This window comes from Pseudomonas parafulva NBRC 16636 = DSM 17004 (genome assembly GCF_000730645.1).
Classification (GTDB): domain Bacteria; phylum Pseudomonadota; class Gammaproteobacteria; order Pseudomonadales; family Pseudomonadaceae; genus Aquipseudomonas; species Aquipseudomonas parafulva.
The window spans coordinates 36,083-57,386 of the sequence record NZ_BBIU01000017.1 but is presented as its reverse complement, the minus strand read 5'-3'; the positions used below and the strand labels follow the sequence as shown (position 1 = coordinate 57,386).

Genomic DNA, 21,304 nt, shown 5'->3' with positions numbered 1-21,304 from the left:
ATGATGGCCGCCATGTAACCCGCCAGAAGCCAGCCATGAACCGCCAGAAGAAAATCAAGCAACTCCTCAAGGCCCACGCCAAGAAAGCCAGCGCCAAGCTCGCCCCGCGCAGCACCAAGCCCAAATACATCAGCAAGGCCGACCGGGAGAAGCTGGCAGCGCAGGCCGCGAGTGAAGCCGCGACCCCAGCCGAGTGAGTGGCTGATCAAATCACTTTCACTGCGCGGCCGATGAACTTCACTGGCCCGGTAGGGGCGCCTGTCGGTGAGCCGCCGGCTTTCTCCAGGGTCAGCTCGAACAGCTGATTCGGCTCGACTGCGGGCAAGCCTTTGAGCGGCACACGGTAGGGTTCGCCCGGTTTGACCAACCCCAGGGAAACCGGGGCCTGCCACTGTTCACCCTTGGTCCAGAACTGCAACGCCATGCCCGGCGGCACTTCATCGTCGCCCAACGGGAGCAACTCGATCATGCGGGCATCGTTGGCTTGCACCACCCAGCCTGGTGCTTGACCGGAGGGGGCTGCCAGCACTACCAGGTAGGTTGTCATGGGTGGGGCTTGGGTCAGTAAGGCCAGCGCCAGCAGCAGGCTGGCGGCCAGCCCTGCGGCGCTCAGGCCCTGCCACAGCCCCAGGCGATTCCAACCACGTGCAACAGGGCGCTGCCGGCCCTGCAGGGTTTGGCTGAGGCTGCGTTCAATACGCCGCCACAAGCGGGGGCTGGGGGGGACGGGTTGGGCCTGTTGAGTCAGGTCGAGCAGCCGCGCCTCCCAGGCATCCACGGCAGCCCTCAGGGTGGGGTCGGTGCCCAGAAGCTTGTGCAGGGCGGCGTGAGCTTCGCCGTCGAGGGTGCCGAGCACGTACTCGCCTGCCAGCGCGTGAAGCTCGTCGTCATGGGCATCATCAGCTGTCTGGTTCATGTCATGCACGCTCTAAGCGCCTTCAGGCTTCGTTTGATCCATGCCTTTACCGTGCCCAGCGGCGCACCGAGCAAGGTGGCGATCTCGGCATTGCTGCAACCGTCCACGTAAGCATGCAGAATGCAGCGCAGCGGGCCCGGTTGCAGCTGTTCAAGGCAGTGGTAAAGCTTCCCGGAGCCGGACCACAACTGCGCGGCTTCGACCTCCGGCGGTATTGTCGGGGTTGCGGCCATGGCTGCGTCGTCGAGGTCCGTTTCGCGTCGGCTGTCGCGCATGAAGTTCAGGGCCAGATGCCGCGTCACGCTGTACACCCAGCCGCGCGCCGAACCGCGTGCGGGGTCATAACTGCCGGCACCGGTCCAGATACGCATGAAGGCGTCATGCACGATGTCTTCGGCCGTGGCCCGGTCACGGCTGATACGCTGGGCAACGCCCAGCAGGCGGGCGCCCTCGTGTTCGTACAGCGCCTGCAATGCACGGCGGTCTCCGTTGGCGCAGGCCGCCAGGCAACCTTCGAAATCAAAAGGAACAACAGGTGCGTTCAATGGGCGGCGTTCCTTGCGGTCATTGGGCAGTGGGCGCGGCCCCGGGCCGGCTGGCCAGGGGCTCGACTGCAGCGTAGATGATCAATGGCCAGTGCGCTGGTCAGTGCCCGGTCACTTCGCTGCCCAGAACACGTAATCAGCCTGATACTTGACGACCTGCTGCTTGCCTTTGTTCTGTGCATTACAGGCCTCGGCCGGGGCGATACCGCCGCGGGTGGCAAGGCGCTGAATGTAACTCACCCCCTCCATGGCGCCCTGGCCTTCTGCTGGGTTGGCCTTGACCAACTGGTAGGGCAAGTCGGCTTTCGCTGCAGGTGCCACGGCCAGTTGGGTGCCGGTCACCTTCGAACCGTCTTTGGCTTGCCAGGTGGCCGGTGGGCCGAAGTAGTTGCCCACGGTATTGCCGGCCCGGTCTTTCAGCACCGCCTTGGGCCCGACAAAAAACCACTCTGTCTGCCCGGGCGCATTGGCTTTGTCGCGGCATTCGTAGGTGATCTCACCCACCCCTACGGTCTTCATCACGATCACGTGGCCGTCGGGTACCTTGATCGGGTCCGGTATACCCGACTGGGCATGGGCGGTGGTAACGCCAAGCGCAAGGCAGCTGGCGAGCAGGGCGCAGATGGGTTTGAGGTTCATGGTGTGCACTCCTTGGGGATCATGGGCATGGCAATCACTGACTGCCTGATAACCACTACCCGCCAGGTTGGGTTATGGATGCACCGCCCCAGAAATAAATCTCAAGCGTCTTGGCTCAGCTCAATTGCGACAATAACCCCTGAACAAAAGGCGAGTGGGTTGGAGCAGGTTTCAGCGTGGCCGGCGAGGGCAGGTGGGCGAGCAGCCTGCTGGTATCTCGTCGGCCTTCACCTGGTGCGCTGGACCACCTCGATCACGGTGAGGTGCAATGCCTCTTTTGCCTGGTCAGCAGTGATCTCCCCCGACACGGCAGCTTCCGACACGGCGTCTGCGGCACCTAGCAAAACCCACAGGCTGGCCCCGGAAACGCCGCCTGTGCCGGCGAAGGGGGCAAATATGCCGGCGCACTTCTGCAGCAGGGCTGTCTGGTACTTGCGTTTGACCGCCGCCAGTTGAGGCGACCCGCTGAGGGCTGCCAGCACCCCCTGAATCTCACGGCCCTGGGTCATCACGCAATCTACGTAAGCGCTGGCAAACACCGCAGCCTTGTCTGGCAACGTAGGTTGCGCGGCTGCGATGGCGCTATCGAACAAGGCCGTTTGGCGAACGTCGTAGTCTTCATACAGCGCAGCCAGCAAGCCCTCGCGGGAGCCGAAGTGGTCGTAGACCACCGGTTTGGTCACGCCCGCCGCGTCGGCCAGTCGGCCTAGGGTCAGCGCATCGGTCCCCTCGTCGGCAATCAATGCCCAGGAGGTTTCCAGCAACTGGCGGGTACGGGCTTCGCGGGGCAGGCGCCGGCGTGCGGGTGGGTTTGTGTCGGTCATGGGCGCGATTGTCCCACTGTGGTTCAGCTCTGGGAAGCGAAGATGCTGGCACCGATGGCCTGGGCGGTTTCCAGATGAGCCCGGGCATAGTCACCTTCAGATGGCAGCAGCACGGTGGAACTGCGCACCGGTGCGCCGCAGTAATCGAAGATGCCGTGGTCGATCTGGGTGTTCATGGCCGCGCCGTAGCCATGGCGCTGGTAGGTGCCCTGGTCGGCACCGCCGATGGCCACCAGGTGCACCTGCAGGCGTTGCAGCTTCTTGGTCACCTTGCCATCGTTGTTGTCCTGGTAGGCCCAGCCTTGGGCGAACACGCGATCGATCCAGCCTTTGAGCAGGGCCGGAAAAGACCACCAGTAGATGGGGTAAACCAGCACCAGTGCGTCGGCGCGGTCGAGCCGTCGCTGTTCAGCTGCGACATCAGCGGGGGGTGGGGATTGCTTGAGAAACAAGTGGTGGTCCGCCAGGTTGAAACGGGGGTCGAAGCCCTCGGTGGCCAGGTCGGCGAGTTCGGCAGTGTGCTGCGGGGTGGAGGCTGTGAGGCTTTCGGCGATCGTTTGGGCGATGGCATGGGTGAGTGAGTGAGGGTCGGGGTGGGCGGTGACGATCAGGGTGTGCATGGGTAGGGTCCTTGGATGGATGGAAGATTACCTACCAAAGGTAACCTACGAGTAGTAGGTTGTCTATTTTTGTGTTTGCTGTGCATCACGCGTCAGGGGGCCGCGTGCAAACGGCGCAGGCTCAATTGGCCCGAAACAACCGTAGGAGCGAGCGCAGCTCGCGATGCGCCGCGCGGGCGGCGCTCGGTCTGCGCACCAGCACAACAACCTCGTCATGCCCTTGGTTGCCATCACGCGATCTGCGTCGACCCATACACTGACCGGTTTGCGGGGAAGGGGGGTTAGGGTTTACAGGTGCCCGCCTTGAGGTTTGTTTCGCCTGTGAGATCGAGCGCCGCCCGCGCGGCGCATCGCGAGCTGCGCTCGCTCCTACGGTTGTTTCGGGCCAGTCACGCTTGTGGCGGGCGCGCGCGACCGCCTTGTTGGTACGGCACGATATTGCGTCATACGCCAAGGCGTTCGTGCGCAGATGGCGCAGGTTTAATTGGCCCGGAACGGCGAATGCAAACTTGCTGAATCGTTTCTTTCGCTCTATAAGCAATCCATAACACCAAGAAAGGCCACCACCATGTCCCCTTTGAAACTGATCGTCGCGCTCACTACCCTGTCTGCCACTTCCCACGCCTTGGCCTGGGACTACGTATTGCTCGACACCGACAAAGCTGCCCAGAACTGGCAGGTCACCAGCCAGTCGCTCGGTGTGAAAACCGACACGCCCTTCAGCGTTACGCTGCGCACCCTGCACGGAGGCCGGCAGGAGGGCGTGAGTATCGTGGATATCGACAATGGCACCCTGAAACTCTCGGTAGTCCCCACACGTGGCATGAACATCCTCAAGGCCTCGGTCGGCCCGGTGCGCATGGGCTGGGACTCGCCGGTTACCGAGGTGGTGAACCCGTCCTTCATCGAACTCAATGGCCGCAACGGCCTGGGCTGGCTGGAAGGCTTCAACGAACTGGTCACTCGCTGCGGCTATGAATGGGTGGGCCACCCCGGCGTCGACAACGGTGAGTTGCTGACCCTGCATGGCCGTGCTGCCAACATCCCGGCCAGCAAGGTCACCCTGCACATCGACGAGAAACCGCCGTACGCCATCACCTTGCGTGGCGAACTGAAAGAGCAGGCGTTCAAGAAGGTGGACTTTGCCGTGGCGACCGAGGTAGTCACCGAACCGGGCAGCGTGGCGTTTGCCATCAACGACACCCTCACCAACCAGGGCGATTACCCCAAGGAATACCAGGCGCTGTACCACAGCAACTTCAGCACCCCGTTTCTGGAGCAGGGGGCGCGTTTCGCCGCCCCGGTTAAGCAGGTGTCACCGTTCAACGACAAGGCCAAGGGCGACCTGCCTGACTGGCAAACCTACCGCGCGCCCACCAAGGACTACGATGAAACGGTCTACAACGTGGTGCCGTATGCCGATGCCAAGGGCGATACCCTGACCGTGTTGCACAACAAGGCAGGCAGCCTGGGCGTTGCGGTAGGCTTCAATACCCGCACGCTGCCGGTGTTCTCGCTGTGGAAGAACACCGACACCCAGGGCCAGGGGTATGTCACCGGCCTCGAGCCTGGGACGAGTTTTTCCTACAACCGTCGTTACCAGCGGCCTCTGAATCTGGTCCCGACGATTGGCCCAAAAGAGCAGCGCCAGTTCCACATCCGTTACAGCCTGTTGGCGGACAAAACGGCCGTGGACAAGGCTTTGCAGCAGGTGAGCGAGATCCAGGGCGGGTGCGAAACCGAGGTGCGTCAGGTGCCATTGGTCGACCTGAGCAAAGAGTAGGGCGGGTAAAAGCAACGGTTTGGGGTGCCCCGGAGCCGCGTATGGCATATCCTTGCACACCGAAATCAATTTCTAAGCAGTGAACTGAACTATGGGTTTTGAACAACTAGCGGAGCTCCGTGACCGCCTGCGGGCAGAAAAGGAACAGGCCAAGGCCGAGCGGCCCAAGCCGGCGCCGCGCAAATCGCCCTCCCAGGCGACCCCGCGCCGCCAGGATCCCGCAGTGGAAGCCATATGGCCTTTGCAAAAGCATTTTCCATTGGCTTTCCCGGTCAACCCTGCACCCAAGGTGCCGCTCAAAGAGGGCATCTTCAAGGATGCCGAGCAACACCTGGAGCTGCTCGGCCTGACCCGTGAACAGCTCAAACTGGGTATTGCCACCTGGTGCAAAGGCACGCGCTACTGGGCCTGCATGGTGGAAAACGCCCCGCGTCTGGACTTGAACGGGCAGGCCGCGGGCAGTGTGACCGCCGCCCAGGCGCTGCACGCCAAGCAGCAAGCCGCGCGTCACTTCAACCAGGCCCGCCGCAACCGTGCAAAACCCAAAGCCGCTGCACCTGAGGCAGCGGCTGCGGCTGCGGTCAGTACAGAGCAGACGCCGGGCTGAGCAGCCGATGAGCCCGCCAAACCGGGCTCATGGAAAGCGGTCGAAGCAACACCGGCCCAGGCGAAAGCCATTACAGGTCAATGTATTGATGAGCGCGTGCTGGCGTAATCGCCGGCACGCGCTCAGCCATCCCGACCACTTAAAACATTTCCAGCGATGTACCCAAACGTCATCCCGGGCCCCAACGTAATACCCCCGCTGGGGTAATAGCCCCCCATCACACTGCTCATATCATTGCCCACCGCAAACAGCCCCCCAATCGGCTGCCCCCGCAAGTCCAGCACCCGCGCACAATCATCCGTAGCCAGACCAGCGAAAGTCCCAAGGCTACCCGCCACCAATTTCACCGCATAAAATGGTCCCTGCTTCAGCGGCCCCAGTGACGGATTAGGCACGTGCAACGGCTCACCTTGCACACGGTTGTACCTTGACACCCCCCGACCAAACTCAGGGTCCTCACCTTCCACAGCATGCCGGTTGAACGCCGCCACCGTTTGCTGCAATTGCGCCCCATCGATCCCGCATTGGCGGCCTAGTTCCGCCAGCGTTCTCGCACAGTGCAAATACCCCCGCCTGCGATAGAAACCTGTCGAAAACGGAAACGGCTTCGCCCAGCCGATCCCGTAACGCCGTTGCGCGCGGTGATCACAGATCAGCCACGCCTGCGCCGGCTCGCCCACCGGCGTGGCCGCGAACAGTGCATTCATGAAGTCGTGGTAGCAATCCGCTTCGTTGACGAACCGGCGCCCGTCACGGCGTACCGCAATGAACCCCGGTTTGGCACGGTCGACCAGGTGCGGGAAGTGACTGAAGCGCCCATCGGCCTCCGGCACCCGCGACACCGGCGCCCACGCGCCGGCATGCGCCAGCCCGGCATCGACTACGCCACCTGCCTGTTCACCCAGGCGCAAACCATCGCCGGTGTTGGTGCTGGGCGCCGCTGAATAGTGCTCGCGACCATCAGGTGCATGAGGCATCAACTGGGCGATGCGCTCGCTATCGTGAGGGAAACCACCGCAGGCAAGTACCACGCCCCTCCCGGCACGGATCACCTGGCCATCGGCGAACCGCGCGCCATCCACACGGCCTTGACCCAATAGCTTAATAGCCGCCTTGTCCGTCAGTAGCGTCACGCCCAGGTCCAGGGCACTGCGCAGCAGCCGCGCCACCAAGGCATTACCGTTGACCAACTGCGTACCCCGGCGATGAATCACCAGGTCGTGTGCGTGGCGCAGCAGGCGTTTGCCCACGTACCAGGCTGCCTTGGGGGAGCGGGTGGCGTTGAGGAACGCAGCCATGTCGGCACCCCCGGCGATGCCCATGCCGGCGAGGCTGACAATGCCCAACGGGGGGCGCAGCTTGGCCAGCCATGGGCCCAGCAGGCGCCCGTCGTAAGGTAGCGCACACAGCGAGCGCCCCCCGGCGGCACTGCCAGGCCCCTCGTGCATATCCGGCACGTGGTTGCCGGACTGGAAGCGCACCGCTGTATGCTGCTGGAAAAACGCCACCATTTGCGGCCCGTGCCGCAGAAACGCCTGCTGGCGCGGGTCCAGTGTTGCACGGTGGGTCTGTGCGCACAGGTAGCGCTGCGGGTCAGCTTCCGGCTCGACCAGGCCTGCCGCGATGGCCAGCGGGTTGCGCGGTACCCACAGCCAGCCACCCGACCAGGCGCTGGTACCGCCCAGTTGGCTGGCTTTATCCGCCACGATCACCCGCAGGCCGTGATGGGCCGCCGTTACCGCAGCAGCCAGGCCGGCAGCCCCGGAGCCGATCACCAGAACGTCACACTCAAGCGCTTGCATGTCGAATCTGCCCCAAGGTCAAAGAACGTGCGTGAGTTACTGCAAGGGCGAAAAGCCAGTAGGGCGCAGCAGCCGTGACTGCAGGTTCAACACCGCCCCCAGCTCGCGATTGCGCTTGGAAAACGCCGCCCAGCGTGGGTCGGCTGCCATGGCCGCACGCCGGGCCATGCGATCGTCCAGGCTGGCGTAACCCCACAGGTGCACAACCTGGTTCACTTCACCGAATTCGCTGGTGAAGAACCCCACCAGGTTGCCCAGGTGCTCACGTTGCACGGCTAGCGCATGGCTTTGATACAGCGCCAGCCAGTCGGCCATTTTCAGGGGGTCGAGGGTGTAGGTTCTCATTTCGTAGTACATGCGGTGTGCTCCTTGAGGATTGACGGCGCTTGCAGGCGCGCTGTGATGTGGTTGGCCGCAAGCCAGCCAAACGTGAGGGCAGGGCCCAGGGTGATACCGGGACCCGGATAGGTGCCCTTCATCATCGAATTCATGTCGTTGCCGACGGCGTACAGCCCGGTGATGGGTTGGCCGCTCTCATCCAGTACATTGGCGTTGGCGTCCGTCACCAGGCCGCACGCCGAGCCGAGGTCACCGGTGTGCAGCTGTATGGCGTAATAGGGGGCAGTCTGCAGCGGCGCCAGGCAGGGGTTGGGCCGGTGCTGCGGGTCGCCCATGTAGCGGTTGTAGGCATTGGCGCCTTTGCCAAAGACAGGATCGAGGCCGGCCTGGGCGTCGGCATTGAAGGCCTGCAAGGTGTGCGCGAGGCCTTGCACATCGACGCCGATCGCCTGGGCCAGTGCCTCGGGGGTGTCGGCACGGTACAGGTAGCCTGCGTCGATCAATGCCTGGTTGTTTACCGGTTTTGGCCGCGCCAGCCCCAGGCCATAGCGGTTCATGGCCTGGGCATCACAGATTAGCCAGCAACTGGCCATGCCCTTGGCGAACAGGGTTTCTACGAAGTGGTGGTAGGAGTCTGCTTCGTTGACGAAACGCCGCCCGCTGTTGTCGACGGCAATGACCCCCGGTTTGGCCCGGTCCGTGACCAGGTGCGGGAAGCGCTCGTACTGGCCATCGCTGTGACGAACCTGAGAAACCGGTGCCCAGAAGAAGTTGGCTGCAAGGCCCCGGCCCACTGCAGCCTGTACCGCACGGGCCAGGCGCAGGGCCGCACCGTCGTTGCTGGCAGGTGACATCGTCAAGTGCGTCCCGGGCAAATCTGGCCGGTAGCTGGCTGCCAGCCGGCCTGCCGCAAAGCCTCCCATCGCGCAGACCACGCCGCCTTTTGCCAGCAACCGATGCCGGTGCCCGCCGCGTCTTATCACCACACCCGTGACTGCACCGTGTTCGACGATCAGTTCCTCTGCTTCGCTGCGCAGCCAAAGTTGCACGCCCTTGGCGAAAGCGCTGGTGGCCAGGCGCGCGATCATCGCATTGCCCGTGGTCAGCCGCGTGCCGCGGGGATGACGCAGGCGGTCTACGCCGTAGCGCGCCAAGAGCCGCAGGCAGTGCCACAGCGACCTGGGCGAGCGGCGCACACTCAGAAAATGCTGGATGTCTAAACGGTTCACCATCATGCCGCCGAACAGCAGCATGCCGGGCGGGGGCATTTGCAGGTCCTTGAGGCGAGCGCCCAGCCGCCTACCGTCATACTCGACCATTTCCAGCGCCCGACCGCACTCGGTGGCCCCAGGGGCGTCCGGGTAGTAGTCCGGGGAATGAGGGCGTAGCGCATAGCGCAGTTCGGTGTGGTGTTCCAGCCAGCGCAGCGCCTGGTGGCCATGCTCGATAAAGGCATCGACCAATGTCGAGTCGTAACCGTCACCGATCACGTGCTTGAGGTAAGTGCGCATGGCCTCTTCAGAGTCCTTTACCTTGGCTGCTCGCGCCTGGTCAGTGCCATACAGCCACACCGCCCCACCGGAAATGGCCGAGGTGCCACCAAATTGCGCGGCTTTCTCCACCATCACAACGTTCAGGCCCTGGCTGGCAGCCGTTACGGCGCTGGCAAACGCGGCGGCGCCGCTGCCCAGTACGATCACATCAATGGGGTGCTGATCGGGTTCGAGCGTGTTCATGGGCTTAGATCTCCAGCGGGGTGACGCCCATGAAGGCGCCCAGGTGGCCGAGTTGGGCGAACGCCATCTGCGCGCCGGTCTGGATACGGCAACCCGCCAACCGCGCACGTGCCAGCAAGGGTGTGATCTCGGGCGAGGTGACCACGTCGGCCACCAGCGTATGAGGTTGCAAGGTGGCCACCAGCGCAGCGGGCAGGGGCAGTTGGGCGTCGTCGCCCATGCCCACGGGTGAGGCATTGACGACCAGGTCAAATGCACCCAGGTCGTCCACCTGGGTGTCGATCTCGAGTTCTGCAAACGTGTGGCCGAGCAGCTCACACAGTGCCGCGCAGCGTGCGCTGCTGGGGTCGGTAAGGCTGAGCCTGGCGATGCCGGCTTCACCCAAGGCGTAAGCGATGGCGCTGCCGACCCCACCGCAACCGACCACCAGGGCGCGCCGGCCGCTTGCTGTAAAGCCATGCTTGAGGGCAGCGCCAAGGAAGCCCGCGCCATCCACGTTGTCGCCCAGCAGCCGGCCATTAGGCTCACGGCGGATCACATTGACCGAGCCCAGCGCAGCGGCGCGCACGCTCAGGCTGTCCACACAGGTTGCCATGGCCTGCTTGTAAGGGACCGTGACCACGCAGCCACGCAGGTTTTGCCAGCCCCGCAGGGTGGTGGCGAAGCTATCCAGCGCCTGGGCGTGCAAGTCGATGGGCAGCATTGCCACAGCGCGGTTGTTGTTGACGAACCAGGTGTTGAAGTTTTCCGGTGATTTCACCTGGGCAATGGGTGAGCCGACGATGGCAACCAGTTCAAAAGCACCACGGATCATCGCGGCCTCCTTGTTGATGTTGTTGTGGAGGCAAGGGTGTGGCAGACACCCTCGGCGATCAACGCCGCACGGCTTTTGATTCTGCGATTATCGCAATGTGAGCGCGTTTATCGCATGATTGGGACTATTTCGATCCGTTGAGCGTGATCCCTATGAGCACCCCTGACATCCACCCCCGTGACCTGATTGCCGGCCTGCAGAAGGGCCTGGCCCTGATGCAGTTGTTCAGCGCCGACCATCCTCGCCTCAGCGTCGCCCACGCAGCCCGCTTGTCGGGGCTGACGCCGAGTGCTACGCGACGGTTCCTGTTGACCTTGGTGCATGAAGGGTTCGCTGAAACCGACAACCGTGAGTACTGGCTGACGCCCAAAGCCCTACGCATCGGCCAGGCCTATGTGGACTCAGCCCAGTTACCGCGCATGCTGCGGCCCATCGTCGAGCAGGTCGCCCGGCAAACGCAGGAGCATGTGTCGGTAGGCACCCGCGATGGCGACGAAATCATCCATCTGCTGCGCAGCCGCTACAGCCACGTAGCATCGCTGTCTATTCGTCCCGGCTCGCGGGTGCCCATTCACTGCACGGCAGGCGGGCGTGTCTGGTTGGCCTGGCAGGACGAGGCAGCGCGGGACGCCTACTTGCTGCGCAACCCGTTGCAGGCGCTGACGCCCTACACGCAGACCGACCCGGCGCAGTGGCTGGCGCAGTTGCAGCAGGTCAGGCAACAAGGCTTTTGCGTGGTCGATCAGGAATATGAAGTGGGCATGCGGGTAGTGGGCGTGCCGCTGCTGGACAGGGCCGGCCAATTGAAGGCTACCCTCACCCTCACGACCCATGTGTCACGCTCCAGCGTTGACGAGATTCGCATGCGTTACCTGGCACCCTTGTTCGAAGCCCAGGCGCTGCTGCGGCCGGTGCTGGGTTAGCGCACCGGCCGTTGCTGTCAGTCCAGTACCTGGGCCACGCCCTGGTCCTCGCCCAGAAACCCGCCACTCTGGTGCTGCCACAAGCGCGCATAGGTGCCATTTTTGGCTAGCAACTGCGCGTGGGTGCCTTGCTCGATGATGCGCCCGTCGTCCATCACGATCAGCCGGTCCATGGCCGCGATGGTCGACAGCCGGTGGGCGATGGCGATCACGGTCTTGCCTTCCATCATTTCGTCCAGGCTCTCCTGGATTGCCACCTCCACCTCCGAGTCCAGCGCGCTGGTGGCCTCGTCGAGCAGCAGAATAGGCGCGTTCTTCAACATGACCCGGGCAATGGCGATGCGTTGGCGCTGGCCGCCGGACAGCTTGATGCCGCGTTCGCCCACCAGGGTGTCGTAGCCGCTGTGCCCCTGGCGGTCGCTGAGCTGGCTGATGAAGCCGTCGGCCTGGGCGTTGGCGGCGGCAGTGCGGATCTGCGCATCAGTGGCGTCCGGGCGGCCGTAGGCGATGTTGTCACGGATGGAGCGGTGCAGCAGCGAGGTGTCCTGGGTGACCATGCCGATGGCGCTGCGCAGGCTGTCCTGGGTGACCTTCGCCACATTCTGCCCATCAATGCGGATCTCGCCGCTGTCCACATCGTAGAAGCGCAGCAGCAGGTTGATGAGCGTGGACTTGCCGGCCCCGGAACGGCCCACCAGGCCGACCTTTTCGCCAGGCTTGATCTGCAGGCTGAGGTCGGTCAGCACCTGGCGCTCGCCGTTGTAGTTGAAGCTGACCTTGTCGAACGTGACGGCGCCACCGCGGGTGACCAGCTCGCCTGCGCCGGGTGCGTCCTGCACCTTGGGCCCGCGGGTGAGGGTGGCCATGCCATCCTGCACCGTGCCGATGTTCTCGAACAGCGAAGTCATCTGCCACATGATCCAGTGAGACATGCCGTTGATTCGCAACGCCATGGCGGTAATGGCCGCGACGGCGCCAGTGCCTACCTGGCCCTGGTGCCACAGCCACAATGCGTAGCCGCCGGCGCCAAAAATCAGCCCCACCACCAGTGCCTGGTTGACGATCTCGAACTGGCTCACCAGGCGCATCTGGCGGAAACCGGTCTGTTTGAAATCCTCCATGGCAGCACGGGCGAAATGCGCCTCGCGCTTGGAGTGGGAGAACAGCTTGACGGTGGTGATGTTGGTGTAGGCGTCCGATACCCGCCCGGTCATGGACGAGCGGGCGTTGGCCTGCTCTTGGCCGACCTTGCCCAGGCGTGGCACGAAATACAGCATCGCCAGCCCGAACAAGGCCACCCAGGCGATGAAGGGCAGCATCAGCTTCAGGTCGAAGCCCCCGGCCAGGGCGATGATGGCGATGAAGTACACGCCGATGCCAGGCAGAATCTCGATTACGGTAAACAGTACTTCGCGCACGGCCAGTGCGGTCTGCATCACCTTGGTGGTGACCCGGCCCGAGAACTCGTCAGAAAAGAACGACAGGCTCTGGCGCAGCATCAGCCGGTGGAAGTCCCAGCGCAGACGTAGCGGCAGGTTGATAGCCAACACCTGGTGCTGGACCATGGTGCGCAGGGCCACCAGCACGATGCTGATCACCAGCACGCTGCCAATGCCCCACAACACCTGGCTTTCCTGCGGACCAGTGGTATCACCGGCCTTCCAGGCCGACAACAGGTCGACCACCTGGCCCAGGAACGAGAACAACCAGGCTTCGTAGATCGACACGCCAGCGCTCAACAGCGCCAGTGCCAGGATGTAGCCGCGGGCGCCGCGGGTGCAGGCCCACATGAAGCGCAACAAGCCCATCGGTGGTGGCGGTGCTTCGTCGGGAGGGAAAGGATCGAGCCGGCGCTCAAACATACGCAGCATGCAGTGTCTCCGGAAATCAGGGTTCGCTTGGCGGGCCACCATACAGCAGTTGGGCCGGTTCGCCTTCAGGTAGACAGGTGCGAGGGCGATCCGATCCAATCTTCGTCTATCGGGCGTACTTCAGGCGTGCCGGCGCCGCTCCATCGGTTGGTAGACCAGGCCGGCAAACTCGCCAGTATCGCCTGCCAACGCAAAGCCGAACCGTTGGTACGCCGCTACCGCATTCAGCGAAGCCTTGACGGTGACCACATCAGTTCTGGCGTGGGTTAGCGCAGCGTTGATCAGGCGCGCGCCCACCCCCCGCCGTTGCCAATCCGGGGCGACAAACAACATGGCAATGTGGCGGCCCTCCTTGAGTTCCACCAGGCCTACCAGTTCGTCCTCTGCCACGCAGGCCAGCATCACGTTGTCGCCCCGCAGGCGTTCCCTGAAAGCTTGGGCAGTAGCCAGCCCGCTGAACGTGGTCACACCCTCTGCCGATAGCGTGGGCGCAACAGCCTGGGTGAATGCTGACAGGCACAAGGCGCTGGCGTGGGGCAGGTCGTCTGGGCAGAGCGGGCGTATTTGCATGGGGGAGGTCCTTTTCGGCAAATGGTCAGCAGGGCGGTTTACGGTCACCTCGGGGGCGAGTGTGGGGGCATTCTAGAAGTAGCCTTGCCGTCACGCCAAATATCCGCAGGCACTTGGTGCTGGAGCAGGCTGCGTTGCACACAGCCGTTACTGGCCCGAAACAAATGTAGGAGCGAGCGCAGCTCGCGATGCGCCGCGCGGGCGGCGCTCGATCTCACAGGCGAAAAAACCCTCAAGGCGGGCACCTGTAAGCCTACACACCCGTCTACCCGCAAACCGGTAGGCATGGGGGCGCCGGCCTTGGAAAATCCGAAACCCTGCGCTGCCATCCCAGGCCAAGATCGACTTCCCGCCCCATTGCCGCTAGCCTGCAAACCCTCCTTCAGCCCCAGATACTCAACCCATGCCTGTCGGTTTCCCTGAACTGCCATCGCTCAACGCACTGCGGGTGTTTGAAGTGGTGGCCCGTCACCTCAACTTTCGCCTCGCGGCCGAAGAAATAGGCGTAACCCAGGCGGCCGTTGCCCAGCAGGTGCGTGGGCTGGAGGCCACCCTGCAGGTACGCCTGTTCGAGCGGTTGCCACGCGGGCTCGGGCTGACCGATGCAGGGCGTGCCTATAGCCACAGCGTGCGCAGCGCCCTGGCCATGATCGACGATGCAACACGGTCGCTGCGGCCGGCGGCCTTGCACCTTACGGTCAGCGTGACCCCGACGTTCGCCTCCAAATGGCTGATCCCACGGTTGGGCCAGCTTGCAGAGCTACACCCTGGGATTGACCTGCGGGTACTGGCCACCGACCGGCTTTCACATTTTCATACCGATGGCGTGGACTTGGCGGTGCGCTACGGTCGTCCGCCATTTGGCCCTGGGCTGGAAACCCTGCTGCTGATGGAGCAGCCCATCGTTGCCGTGGTGAGCCCAAGGTTGCTAAGCGAAAACGGGCCGCCAGAGACGTTTGCCGCGTTGCAACGCTACGTGGCATTGCACGATGCGCATGACTTCTGGCCTTCGTTTTGCGCCACGGCATTCCCCGGCCACCCGCCGGCCGCGGCCCGATCAGTACGTTTCAACCAGACCTCGCTGGCGATTGAGGCGGCGGTGGGCGGGCAGGGTATCGCATTGGCAAGTTACGCGTTTATTTGCGACGACGTTGCCGCCGGCAGGCTGGCGTTGGCGCTGCCCCAGCAACTGCAGCTGGACAAGGCGTTCTATCTGGTCTGGCCGCGCAAGGGCCGGCCTCACCCTACGTTGCAGGCGGTGATCGACTGGTTGCAAACCGAAGCCGTCGATAGAAAACCTACTGCCTAGCCCAGTGCCGGCTGCCTACCTGCACCTTGGTATCGCTGCTACCGTGAGTTCACGCATTTACCGCGAATACTGGAGGCAACATGGCAACTGAAAAGGTAGCGATCATCACGGCAGGCGGTAGCGGCATGGGCGCAGCGGCAGCCCGCCGGCTTGCCGAGGACGGTTTCAAGGTCGGCATCCTGTCGTCATCTGGCAAGGGCGAAGCATTGGCTGAGGAGCTGGGTGGCTTCGGCATCACTGGCAGCAACCAGTCGGTAGATGACCTCCAGCGCCTTGTCGAGGGAGTGGTGCGCAAGTGGGGCCGCATCGATGTACTGGTCAACAGTGCCGGCCATGGCCCCCGGGGGCCGATATTAGACATCAGTGATGACGACTGGCACCTGGGCATGGATACCTACCTGCTCAATGTGATCCGCCCCACGCGGCTGGTGACACCGGTGATGCAGCGTCAGCAAAGCGGGGTCATCATCAATATCTCCAGCGCCTGGGCCTTCGAACCCAGTGACCTGTTCCCCACCTCGGCGGTGATGCGCGCGGGCCTGGCTGCCTTCAGCAAGATCTACGCCGACACCTACGCCGCCGACAACATTCGCATCAACAATGTGTTGCCAGGCTGGATCGACAGCTTGCCCGCCACCGATCAGCGCCGCGACAGCGTGCCGCTCAAGCGTTACGGCAGCAGCGGTGAGATTGCCGCCACGGTCGGATTCCTGGCCAGCGACGGCGCCGCCTATATAACAGGCCAGAACATCAGGGTGGATGGCGGGCTTACCCGCAGCGTCTGAAACTGCCGTTGAACGATGCGTCAGGGCCAGCCACTAACCGTAGGTCAGTGCAACCGGCAATCGGGCGCCTAATTGCATGAGTATGCTTGATGCTTTCTCATAGCAGGACTAATACTAAGGTACTGCCGGAGAGGGACGATCATGCAGACGCGCTTCGTTGTGGTTCCCGCTGTACCGTTGATACGAGAAATACACCCACGACGCATCGGCTTTCCATCCGCACTGGGGGAAGGGTATGACCTCTACGATACCCAGGACAAAATACGGCTGAGCCTGAACCTGCCCACCCGCGCGCAGGCGGAATACGAGTGCACGTGCCGCAATGGCTGTGTGGAAACCGAGGGCCGAACCGGCAGCGAGTGAAGGCTGCCGGGGGCCGTAGCTCAGGCCAGGTAACGGTGGTAGTAGTCCAGGGTTGCCAGATTCTTGTCCTTGCATTCGAACATGATGTCGAACCATTGGGTGAACTGCAGCGCGTAGCGGTTGGTCCAGTCGTTCCACATCATTGCGCTGTGCGCATACAGGTCGCGCTTGTTCACCTGCGCCAGCAACTCATCCATCACAAGTTTGCGCTCGGCGGTGAAGCCTAATGCCTGCAGGTGCTCAGGGGGTTGCGAGTAGTGCATCGTGGGGCGCACACCGCGCCAGCTGTCGATCACCCGCGCCACCCGTGGGTCGGCGGGGTCGATGTAATCGCCCTCGTGAATCCAGCAGTGGTGGATATCCAGCACCACCGGTGCCAGGTCGGCCAGTGCCAGGCAGTCATCCAGGCCATAGGTTTTTTCGTCGTTCTCGAACGTGATCACGTTGCGAGCCACCTGAGACAGCCGCGGCCACACATGCCGGATGCCTTCACCCCCCAGGCGGCCTGCAATGTGGATATTGCATTTGAAGTCCTGGAATACCTTGCCGTAGCCCATCATGCGGATCATGTCTGCGTGGTATTCGAACTCGGCAAGGCTGTTCTCCACCACCTCCGGGCGATCCGAGCCCAGTACGCAGTACTGGCCAGGATGGAACGACAGCCGAATATCCTGCTGGCGCGCCAGGGCACCGATCGCCGCAAACCGCTCAGCCATCAGACCCTGAAAATCGGCTTCCTGGTACACATGCGCCACGCTGGGGTGGCTGTACAAAGGCAATAGGTCACTGCTCAGCCGCAACATGCGCAGGGCAGGGGGCAGCTCGCTGACATAGGCCAGCAGCCGAAGCTGGGCGTCGAGGTTGTGCTGCACCAGCTCGAGCAGTTTGGCGCGGGCCGCCTCCTGGCTGGCCCCGCTGACCCAACGCAAGGTGGTGGTCCGCGGGTTGAACGTGCGTTCGATGGTTTCCAGCGCCTTCACCGCCAGGCTGCGGTGAGGGTGCCGGTACATACAGGCAAAGCCCAAGCGTGACATGGGAATGCTCCAGAGGGCCCAGCCCGTTCAGATCAGTTTGTCCAGCGTGATGGGGAACTCACGCACGCGTTTGCCGGTGGCATGGTAGATGGCATTGGCCACCGCTGCCGCCACCCCCACCACGCCGATTTCACCCACCCCCTTGGAACCGAGCGCGTTGACCACGCGGTCGTCTTCCTCGACGAAGATGACGTCGATGTCGCCGATGTCGGCGTTCACCGGCACATGGTACTCAGCCAGGTTGTGGTTGAGGATGCGCCCCAGGGCATGGTCGGTCTGGCTTTCTTCATGCAGCGCCATGCCGACGCCCCAGACAACGCCTCCGAGTATCTGGCTGCGTGCGGTCTTTGGGTTGACAACGCGCCCGGCCGCCACCGCGCTGACCACTCGGGTAACGCGGACCGTGCCCAGGTCGTCGTCCACCTGCACCTCCACGAACACGGCCGAGTGGGTAGCGGTGGAGTAGGGCTTGCGCTTGTCGTCCGGGTTGGCTTCGACCTGCACCTCCAGGCATTGCTGCGGGTCCACGGCCAGCAGTTCAGCCAACGGGACTGAATGCTTGCCGGCCTTCACCTGGCCGTTTTCAAGGGTGAAAGCGGTATCCGCTTCGCTTGCCAAGTCAGGCCGCTGCTGGCGGGCACGTTCGATCAGCCGCTCGCGTAACGTCAGGCACGCCTGGCGTACCGCAGAGCCAACCGAAGACACGGTGAACGAGCCCCCTTGCAACGGCGCGGTAGGCAACGAAGAATCGCCCAGTTTGAACGTCACCTTACCTACGTCGATACCCGCGGCATCGGCCGCAATCTGGGTCATCACCGTGTACGTCCCTGTGCCGATGTCAGTGGTCGCACTGCTGACAGTCAGGTGCCCGGTGCTGTCCAGGCTGGCCTTGGCACTGGCCTTCATCTGCATGGCCTCCCACACACCACCCGCCATGCCCCAACCGATGCGCTGGTTACCGTCGCGCATGGACCCGGGCGTGGCCTGCCGCCGGGCCCAGCCAAAGCGCTCGGCACCCTGCTCGTAGCAGGCAAGCAACTCCTTGCTCGAGTAGGGCTTGCCCTCGTTGCCATTGTGGCTGGCGAAGTTGCGCTTGCGCAGTTCCACCGGGTCCAGCCCGGCGGCACTGGCCAGTTCGTCCATCGCGCACTCCAATGCCAGTACCCCGGAGCCTGCGCCTGGGGCGCGCATGTCCAGGGGGGTGTAGACATCCAGCGGCGCCAGGCGGTAGCTCAACGCCACGTTGTCACACTGGTACAACATGCCGCTCCACTCCACCAGGTGTTCGGTGAAGTCTTCGAAGCGCGATGTCTGGCCGATGGCATCGTGCCCGATGGCGACCAGGGCTCCGCGTTTATCCACGCCCAGGCGCAGGCGTTGCTGGGTGCGTGGGCGATAGCCGAAAGTGAACATTTGCTGGCGCGTGAGGGTGAGCCGCACCGACCGCTTGAGGTGCAGCGCGGCCATCACCGCCAGCGGCAGCTGGTACTGCGGGCGCAGGCCGGAGCCGAAAGCGCCACCGACGAAAGCCGCTTTGACCCGCAGCTTGTCTTTGGGCAGGCCGAAGATGTTGTGCAGGTATTCCTGGCAATTCTGCGTGCCCTGGGTTTTGTCGTGGATGACCAGGCTGCCGTCGGCCTGGTAGCACACCGTCGAGGCGTGGGGCTCCATGGGGTTGTGATGCTCGTTGGCGGTCAGGTAGGTCACGTCCACCTTGGCATCGGCCCCCGCGAAATGCCCTGCAAAATCACCGCGAGGTTCTGGTGTTTCAGCGGGGGCTTCGTGGGTTTGCTGTAGCGCAGCGAGCAAGTCGGATTGATGCGCTTGCTGGCTGTACTCAATGGTCACGAGTGAGCCGGCGTAGCGGGCCAGCTCCAGGGTGTCTGCAATCACGAGCGCCAGCGGCTGGCTGCTGTACAGTACGCGATCATTGAACAATGGGCGGAAGGGCGAGCCTTCGGCGGCGTCGTCGTCGCTGTAGTCGTCATCGTAGCTGGACACGTGCGGCCGGTTGGTATGGTCCAGCACGGCGACCACGCCCGGCACTTGCAGGGCCTTTTCGCTGTTCACCTTCACCACCCGGCCACGGGCGATGGTGCTGGACACCACGCTGGCATGCAGCAGGCCTTCTTGCGGGTAATCGGCGGCATAACGGGCCTGGCCGGTGACTTTGGCCGCGCCGTCCACGCGGTCCATGGGTGTTCCCACGACACTGTTCATTGCATCTCCCCCAGGCTGTTGTCGGCTGCGCAGGCCTCGCTCAGTGCGCGGATAATGGCGTTGCGCGCAAGCGACACTTTGAAGCCGTTCTGGGCAAGCGGCTTTGCCGCCTGCAGCAGGGCATCGGCAGCGTGAGTGAACAGCTCGGTGCTGGCGGGTTTACCCTGCAACAGGGCTTCCACTGCCGGGTCTCGCCATGGCTTGTGTGCGACACCACCCAACGCCAGGCGCGCCTCGCGAATAACTCCCTTCTCGATCTGCAACGCAGCCGCCACCGACACAAGGGCAAAGGCATACGAAGCGCGGTCACGCACCTTGATATAGCGGCAGTGCGCTGCAAACGGCTCAGCGGGCAGCTCGATGCCGGTGATCAACTCATCCTGGGCAAGCTGGTTGTCGCGCTGCGGCGTGTCCCCAGGCAGGCGATGGAAATCGGCAAACGGTATTTGCCGCGCCCCTGCGGGCCCGTGAACGTGCACAACTGCCGCGAGTGCGGCCAGTGCCACGCACATGTCCGAAGGATGTGTGGCTACGCAGTCATCACTAGCGCCGAGGATGGCGTGCATACGATTGAGGCCTTGGCGCGCGGGGCATCCGCTGCCTGGCTCGCGCTTGTTGCAAGGGGTCCCGGTGTCGTAGAAGTAATAGCAACGGGTGCGTTGCAGCAGGTTGCCGCCGGTGCTGGCCATATTGCGCAGCTGCGGGGACGCGCCGGCCAGAATGGCCTGGGCCAGCAAGGGGTAGCGCGCTTCGACAAGCGGGTGCCAGGCCAGGTCGGCGTTGCTGACCAGCGCGCCGATCATTACGCCACCTTCGGGCGTTTCCTCGATCGCCTTCAGGGCCAGCCCCGTGATGTCGATCAGGTGTTCAGGGCGCTCGACGTTTTCCTTCATCAGGTCGACCAGGTTGGTGCCCCCGGCAATGAAGCGTGATGACGGGCCTGCAAGGCTCACGGCCTCATCGAGTGACGCCGGCTTGTGATAGCTGAAAGGGGTCATGGGCGTGCCCCTTTGATCAAGGGCAAGGCTTCTTCCACCGCAGCAACGATGTTGCTGTAGGCGCCGCAGCGGCACAGGTTGCCGCTCATCAGTTCACGGATGTCATCGCGGTTGTGGGCACGCCCTTCATTGGCAAGACCCACCGCCGAGCAGATCTGCCCTGGGGTGCAATACCCGCACTGGAACGCATCCTGAGTGATGAAGGCTTGCTGCATGGGGTGCAAGCGGTCGCCGTCGGCCAGGCCTTCGATAGTGACCAGCTCGGCACCTTCACACATCACCGCCAAGGTCAGGCAGGCGTTGATTCGCTTGCCATCGCGCAGTACCGTGCAGGCGCCACACTGGCCGTGGTCACAGCCTTTCTTGGTGCCGGCCAGGTCCAGCTGTTCGCGCAGCAGGTCGAGCAGGGTGGTCCAGGGGTGTACGGTCAGCGTTTTGTGCTCACCGTTGATGGTCATCTGCAAAGGGCGCTGTAGGGCGCCCTGGTCAGGGGTTGCGGTCATGGTGCAGGTCCTCACGGGTCGGGTGCGCACAGTGGTCTGTGTCTTAGTGCTGCGACTTGCGTGGGGCCAGGAACGTTCAGCCTGTGTGCCCAGGCGCAGTTAT

Annotated in this window: 22 protein-coding genes; 7 read left to right on the top strand and 15 right to left on the bottom strand. The window is 63.5% G+C overall.

The window, feature by feature from the left end:
• Positions 1-35 precede the first annotated feature (35 nt).
• Positions 36-197 carry a DUF2986 domain-containing protein gene (locus PPA02S_RS22675; RefSeq protein WP_080667858.1) on the top strand — a complete coding sequence of 54 codons (162 nt, stop codon included), beginning with the start codon at positions 36-38 and terminating at the stop codon, positions 195-197.
• An 8-nt stretch (positions 198-205) separates the two neighbouring features.
• Here the strand turns inward: PPA02S_RS22675 and PPA02S_RS12860 are convergent, their stop codons facing one another.
• The 5 genes from PPA02S_RS12860 to PPA02S_RS12840 all read right to left on the bottom strand — a co-directional run bounded on the left by PPA02S_RS12860 (position 206) and on the right by PPA02S_RS12840 (position 3,544).
• A complete protein-coding gene (locus tag PPA02S_RS12860) occupies positions 206-916 on the bottom strand; it encodes an anti-sigma factor (RefSeq protein WP_028633745.1) in 711 nt (236 codons plus the stop codon).
• Entirely contained in the window at positions 913-1,461 is a 549-nt protein-coding gene (locus PPA02S_RS12855) for a sigma-70 family RNA polymerase sigma factor (protein WP_028633746.1), read from the bottom strand. The genes PPA02S_RS12860 and PPA02S_RS12855 overlap by 4 nt, the downstream gene beginning before the upstream one ends.
• 111 nt (positions 1,462-1,572) lie before the next feature.
• Entirely contained in the window at positions 1,573-2,100 is a 528-nt protein-coding gene (locus PPA02S_RS12850; RefSeq protein ID WP_028633747.1) for a DUF3455 domain-containing protein, read from the bottom strand.
• Between the two features lie 227 nt (positions 2,101-2,327).
• Positions 2,328-2,924: a TetR/AcrR family transcriptional regulator gene (locus tag PPA02S_RS12845; protein WP_033728047.1), complete on the bottom strand. Its 597-nt coding sequence runs from the start codon at positions 2,922-2,924 to the stop codon at positions 2,328-2,330.
• A 23-nt stretch (positions 2,925-2,947) separates the two neighbouring features.
• Complete coding sequence (locus PPA02S_RS12840; RefSeq protein WP_028633749.1) at positions 2,948-3,544, bottom strand: NAD(P)H-dependent oxidoreductase; 597 nt, start codon at positions 3,542-3,544, stop codon at positions 2,948-2,950.
• Between the two features lie 568 nt (positions 3,545-4,112).
• On the opposite strand from PPA02S_RS12840, the gene PPA02S_RS12835 reads away from it, so the two are divergent.
• Positions 4,113-5,327, top strand: a complete 1,215-nt coding sequence (locus tag PPA02S_RS12835) for an aldose 1-epimerase family protein (protein ID WP_028633750.1) — start codon at positions 4,113-4,115, stop codon at positions 5,325-5,327.
• Between the two features lie 91 nt (positions 5,328-5,418).
• Positions 5,419-5,934, top strand: coding sequence for a ProQ/FinO family protein (locus PPA02S_RS12830; RefSeq protein ID WP_028633751.1), 516 nt, complete (start codon positions 5,419-5,421; stop codon positions 5,932-5,934).
• A gap of 122 nt (positions 5,935-6,056) precedes the next feature.
• On the opposite strand, the gene PPA02S_RS12825 is transcribed toward PPA02S_RS12830, so the two are convergent.
• The 4 genes from PPA02S_RS12825 to PPA02S_RS12810 are packed head-to-tail and all read right to left on the bottom strand — an operon-like array spanning position 6,057 to position 10,625.
• Complete coding sequence (locus tag PPA02S_RS12825) at positions 6,057-7,736, bottom strand: FAD-dependent oxidoreductase (RefSeq protein WP_028633752.1); 1,680 nt, start codon at positions 7,734-7,736, stop codon at positions 6,057-6,059.
• A 36-nt stretch (positions 7,737-7,772) separates the two neighbouring features.
• A complete protein-coding gene (locus tag PPA02S_RS12820) occupies positions 7,773-8,093 on the bottom strand; it encodes an NIPSNAP family protein (RefSeq protein WP_028633753.1) in 321 nt (106 codons plus the stop codon).
• Positions 8,078-9,811, bottom strand: a complete 1,734-nt coding sequence (locus PPA02S_RS12815; protein WP_028633754.1) for an FAD-dependent oxidoreductase — start codon at positions 9,809-9,811, stop codon at positions 8,078-8,080. Before PPA02S_RS12815 ends, PPA02S_RS12820 begins: the two co-directional genes overlap by 16 nt.
• Positions 9,812-9,815: 4 nt before the next feature.
• Entirely contained in the window at positions 9,816-10,625 is an 810-nt protein-coding gene (locus PPA02S_RS12810; RefSeq protein WP_028633755.1) for a shikimate dehydrogenase family protein, read from the bottom strand.
• A gap of 152 nt (positions 10,626-10,777) precedes the next feature.
• Between PPA02S_RS12810 and PPA02S_RS12805 the strand changes: the two genes are divergently transcribed.
• Positions 10,778-11,548, top strand: a complete 771-nt coding sequence (locus PPA02S_RS12805; RefSeq protein WP_028633756.1) for an IclR family transcriptional regulator domain-containing protein — start codon at positions 10,778-10,780, stop codon at positions 11,546-11,548.
• Between the two features lie 17 nt (positions 11,549-11,565).
• Here PPA02S_RS12805 and PPA02S_RS12800 read toward each other — a convergent pair whose 3' ends face one another.
• Complete coding sequence (locus PPA02S_RS12800; RefSeq protein WP_028633757.1) at positions 11,566-13,419, bottom strand: ABC transporter ATP-binding protein; 1,854 nt, start codon at positions 13,417-13,419, stop codon at positions 11,566-11,568.
• Positions 13,420-13,539: 120 nt separating this feature from the next.
• Positions 13,540-13,989: a GNAT family N-acetyltransferase gene (locus PPA02S_RS12795; protein WP_028633758.1), complete on the bottom strand. Its 450-nt coding sequence runs from the start codon at positions 13,987-13,989 to the stop codon at positions 13,540-13,542.
• A gap of 403 nt (positions 13,990-14,392) precedes the next feature.
• On the opposite strand from PPA02S_RS12795, the gene PPA02S_RS12790 reads away from it, so the two are divergent.
• The 3 genes from PPA02S_RS12790 to PPA02S_RS12780 all read left to right on the top strand — a co-directional run bounded on the left by PPA02S_RS12790 (position 14,393) and on the right by PPA02S_RS12780 (position 16,446).
• Entirely contained in the window at positions 14,393-15,298 is a 906-nt protein-coding gene (locus PPA02S_RS12790) for a LysR substrate-binding domain-containing protein (protein ID WP_028633759.1), read from the top strand.
• Between the two features lie 80 nt (positions 15,299-15,378).
• Entirely contained in the window at positions 15,379-16,083 is a 705-nt protein-coding gene (locus PPA02S_RS12785; protein WP_028633760.1) for an SDR family oxidoreductase, read from the top strand.
• Positions 16,084-16,224: 141 nt separating this feature from the next.
• The gene (locus tag PPA02S_RS12780) at positions 16,225-16,446 is read left to right on the top strand and encodes a hypothetical protein (RefSeq protein ID WP_042141717.1); all 222 of its coding nucleotides are present in this window, start codon (positions 16,225-16,227) and stop codon (positions 16,444-16,446) included.
• Positions 16,447-16,466: 20 nt separating this feature from the next.
• Here PPA02S_RS12780 and uvsE read toward each other — a convergent pair whose 3' ends face one another.
• From uvsE to PPA02S_RS12760, 4 genes are read right to left on the bottom strand one after another with little or no spacing between them, the layout of a single operon-like run.
• The gene (gene uvsE, locus PPA02S_RS12775) at positions 16,467-17,480 is read right to left on the bottom strand and encodes a UV DNA damage repair endonuclease UvsE (RefSeq protein ID WP_028633761.1); all 1,014 of its coding nucleotides are present in this window, start codon (positions 17,478-17,480) and stop codon (positions 16,467-16,469) included.
• Between the two features lie 27 nt (positions 17,481-17,507).
• Positions 17,508-19,700, bottom strand: a complete 2,193-nt coding sequence (locus PPA02S_RS12770; protein ID WP_028633762.1) for a xanthine dehydrogenase family protein molybdopterin-binding subunit — start codon at positions 19,698-19,700, stop codon at positions 17,508-17,510.
• Entirely contained in the window at positions 19,697-20,698 is a 1,002-nt protein-coding gene (locus PPA02S_RS12765; protein ID WP_028633763.1) for an FAD binding domain-containing protein, read from the bottom strand. Before PPA02S_RS12765 ends, PPA02S_RS12770 begins: the two co-directional genes overlap by 4 nt.
• Positions 20,695-21,201 (bottom strand): (2Fe-2S)-binding protein, encoded by a 507-nt coding sequence (locus PPA02S_RS12760; RefSeq protein ID WP_028633764.1) that lies wholly within the window; start codon positions 21,199-21,201, stop codon positions 20,695-20,697. Before PPA02S_RS12760 ends, PPA02S_RS12765 begins: the two co-directional genes overlap by 4 nt.
• Between the last annotated feature and the right edge of the window lie 103 nt (positions 21,202-21,304).

Coding starts and splice junctions, on each gene's coding strand:
- PPA02S_RS22675 (WP_080667858.1), top strand. CDS start 36: ATGAACCGCCAGAAGAAAATCAAGCAACTCCTCAAGGCCCACGCCAAG.
- PPA02S_RS12860 (WP_028633745.1), bottom strand. CDS start 916: ATGAACCAGACAGCTGATGATGCCCATGACGACGAGCTTCACGCGCTG.
- PPA02S_RS12850 (WP_028633747.1), bottom strand. CDS start 2,100: ATGAACCTCAAACCCATCTGCGCCCTGCTCGCCAGCTGCCTTGCGCTT.
- PPA02S_RS12845 (WP_033728047.1), bottom strand. CDS start 2,924: ATGACCGACACAAACCCACCCGCACGCCGGCGCCTGCCCCGCGAAGCC.
- PPA02S_RS12840 (WP_028633749.1), bottom strand. CDS start 3,544: ATGCACACCCTGATCGTCACCGCCCACCCCGACCCTCACTCACTCACC.
- PPA02S_RS12835 (WP_028633750.1), top strand. CDS start 4,113: ATGTCCCCTTTGAAACTGATCGTCGCGCTCACTACCCTGTCTGCCACT.
- PPA02S_RS12830 (WP_028633751.1), top strand. CDS start 5,419: ATGGGTTTTGAACAACTAGCGGAGCTCCGTGACCGCCTGCGGGCAGAA.
- PPA02S_RS12825 (WP_028633752.1), bottom strand. CDS start 7,736: ATGCAAGCGCTTGAGTGTGACGTTCTGGTGATCGGCTCCGGGGCTGCC.
- PPA02S_RS12820 (WP_028633753.1), bottom strand. CDS start 8,093: ATGTACTACGAAATGAGAACCTACACCCTCGACCCCCTGAAAATGGCC.
- PPA02S_RS12815 (WP_028633754.1), bottom strand. CDS start 9,811: ATGAACACGCTCGAACCCGATCAGCACCCCATTGATGTGATCGTACTG.
- PPA02S_RS12810 (WP_028633755.1), bottom strand. CDS start 10,625: ATGATCCGTGGTGCTTTTGAACTGGTTGCCATCGTCGGCTCACCCATT.
- PPA02S_RS12805 (WP_028633756.1), top strand. CDS start 10,778: ATGAGCACCCCTGACATCCACCCCCGTGACCTGATTGCCGGCCTGCAG.
- PPA02S_RS12800 (WP_028633757.1), bottom strand. CDS start 13,419: ATGCTGCGTATGTTTGAGCGCCGGCTCGATCCTTTCCCTCCCGACGAA.
- PPA02S_RS12795 (WP_028633758.1), bottom strand. CDS start 13,989: ATGCAAATACGCCCGCTCTGCCCAGACGACCTGCCCCACGCCAGCGCC.
- PPA02S_RS12790 (WP_028633759.1), top strand. CDS start 14,393: ATGCCTGTCGGTTTCCCTGAACTGCCATCGCTCAACGCACTGCGGGTG.
- PPA02S_RS12785 (WP_028633760.1), top strand. CDS start 15,379: ATGGCAACTGAAAAGGTAGCGATCATCACGGCAGGCGGTAGCGGCATG.
- PPA02S_RS12780 (WP_042141717.1), top strand. CDS start 16,225: ATGCAGACGCGCTTCGTTGTGGTTCCCGCTGTACCGTTGATACGAGAA.
- uvsE (WP_028633761.1), bottom strand. CDS start 17,480: ATGTCACGCTTGGGCTTTGCCTGTATGTACCGGCACCCTCACCGCAGC.
- PPA02S_RS12770 (WP_028633762.1), bottom strand. CDS start 19,700: ATGAACAGTGTCGTGGGAACACCCATGGACCGCGTGGACGGCGCGGCC.
- PPA02S_RS12765 (WP_028633763.1), bottom strand. CDS start 20,698: ATGACCCCTTTCAGCTATCACAAGCCGGCGTCACTCGATGAGGCCGTG.
- PPA02S_RS12760 (WP_028633764.1), bottom strand. CDS start 21,201: ATGACCGCAACCCCTGACCAGGGCGCCCTACAGCGCCCTTTGCAGATG.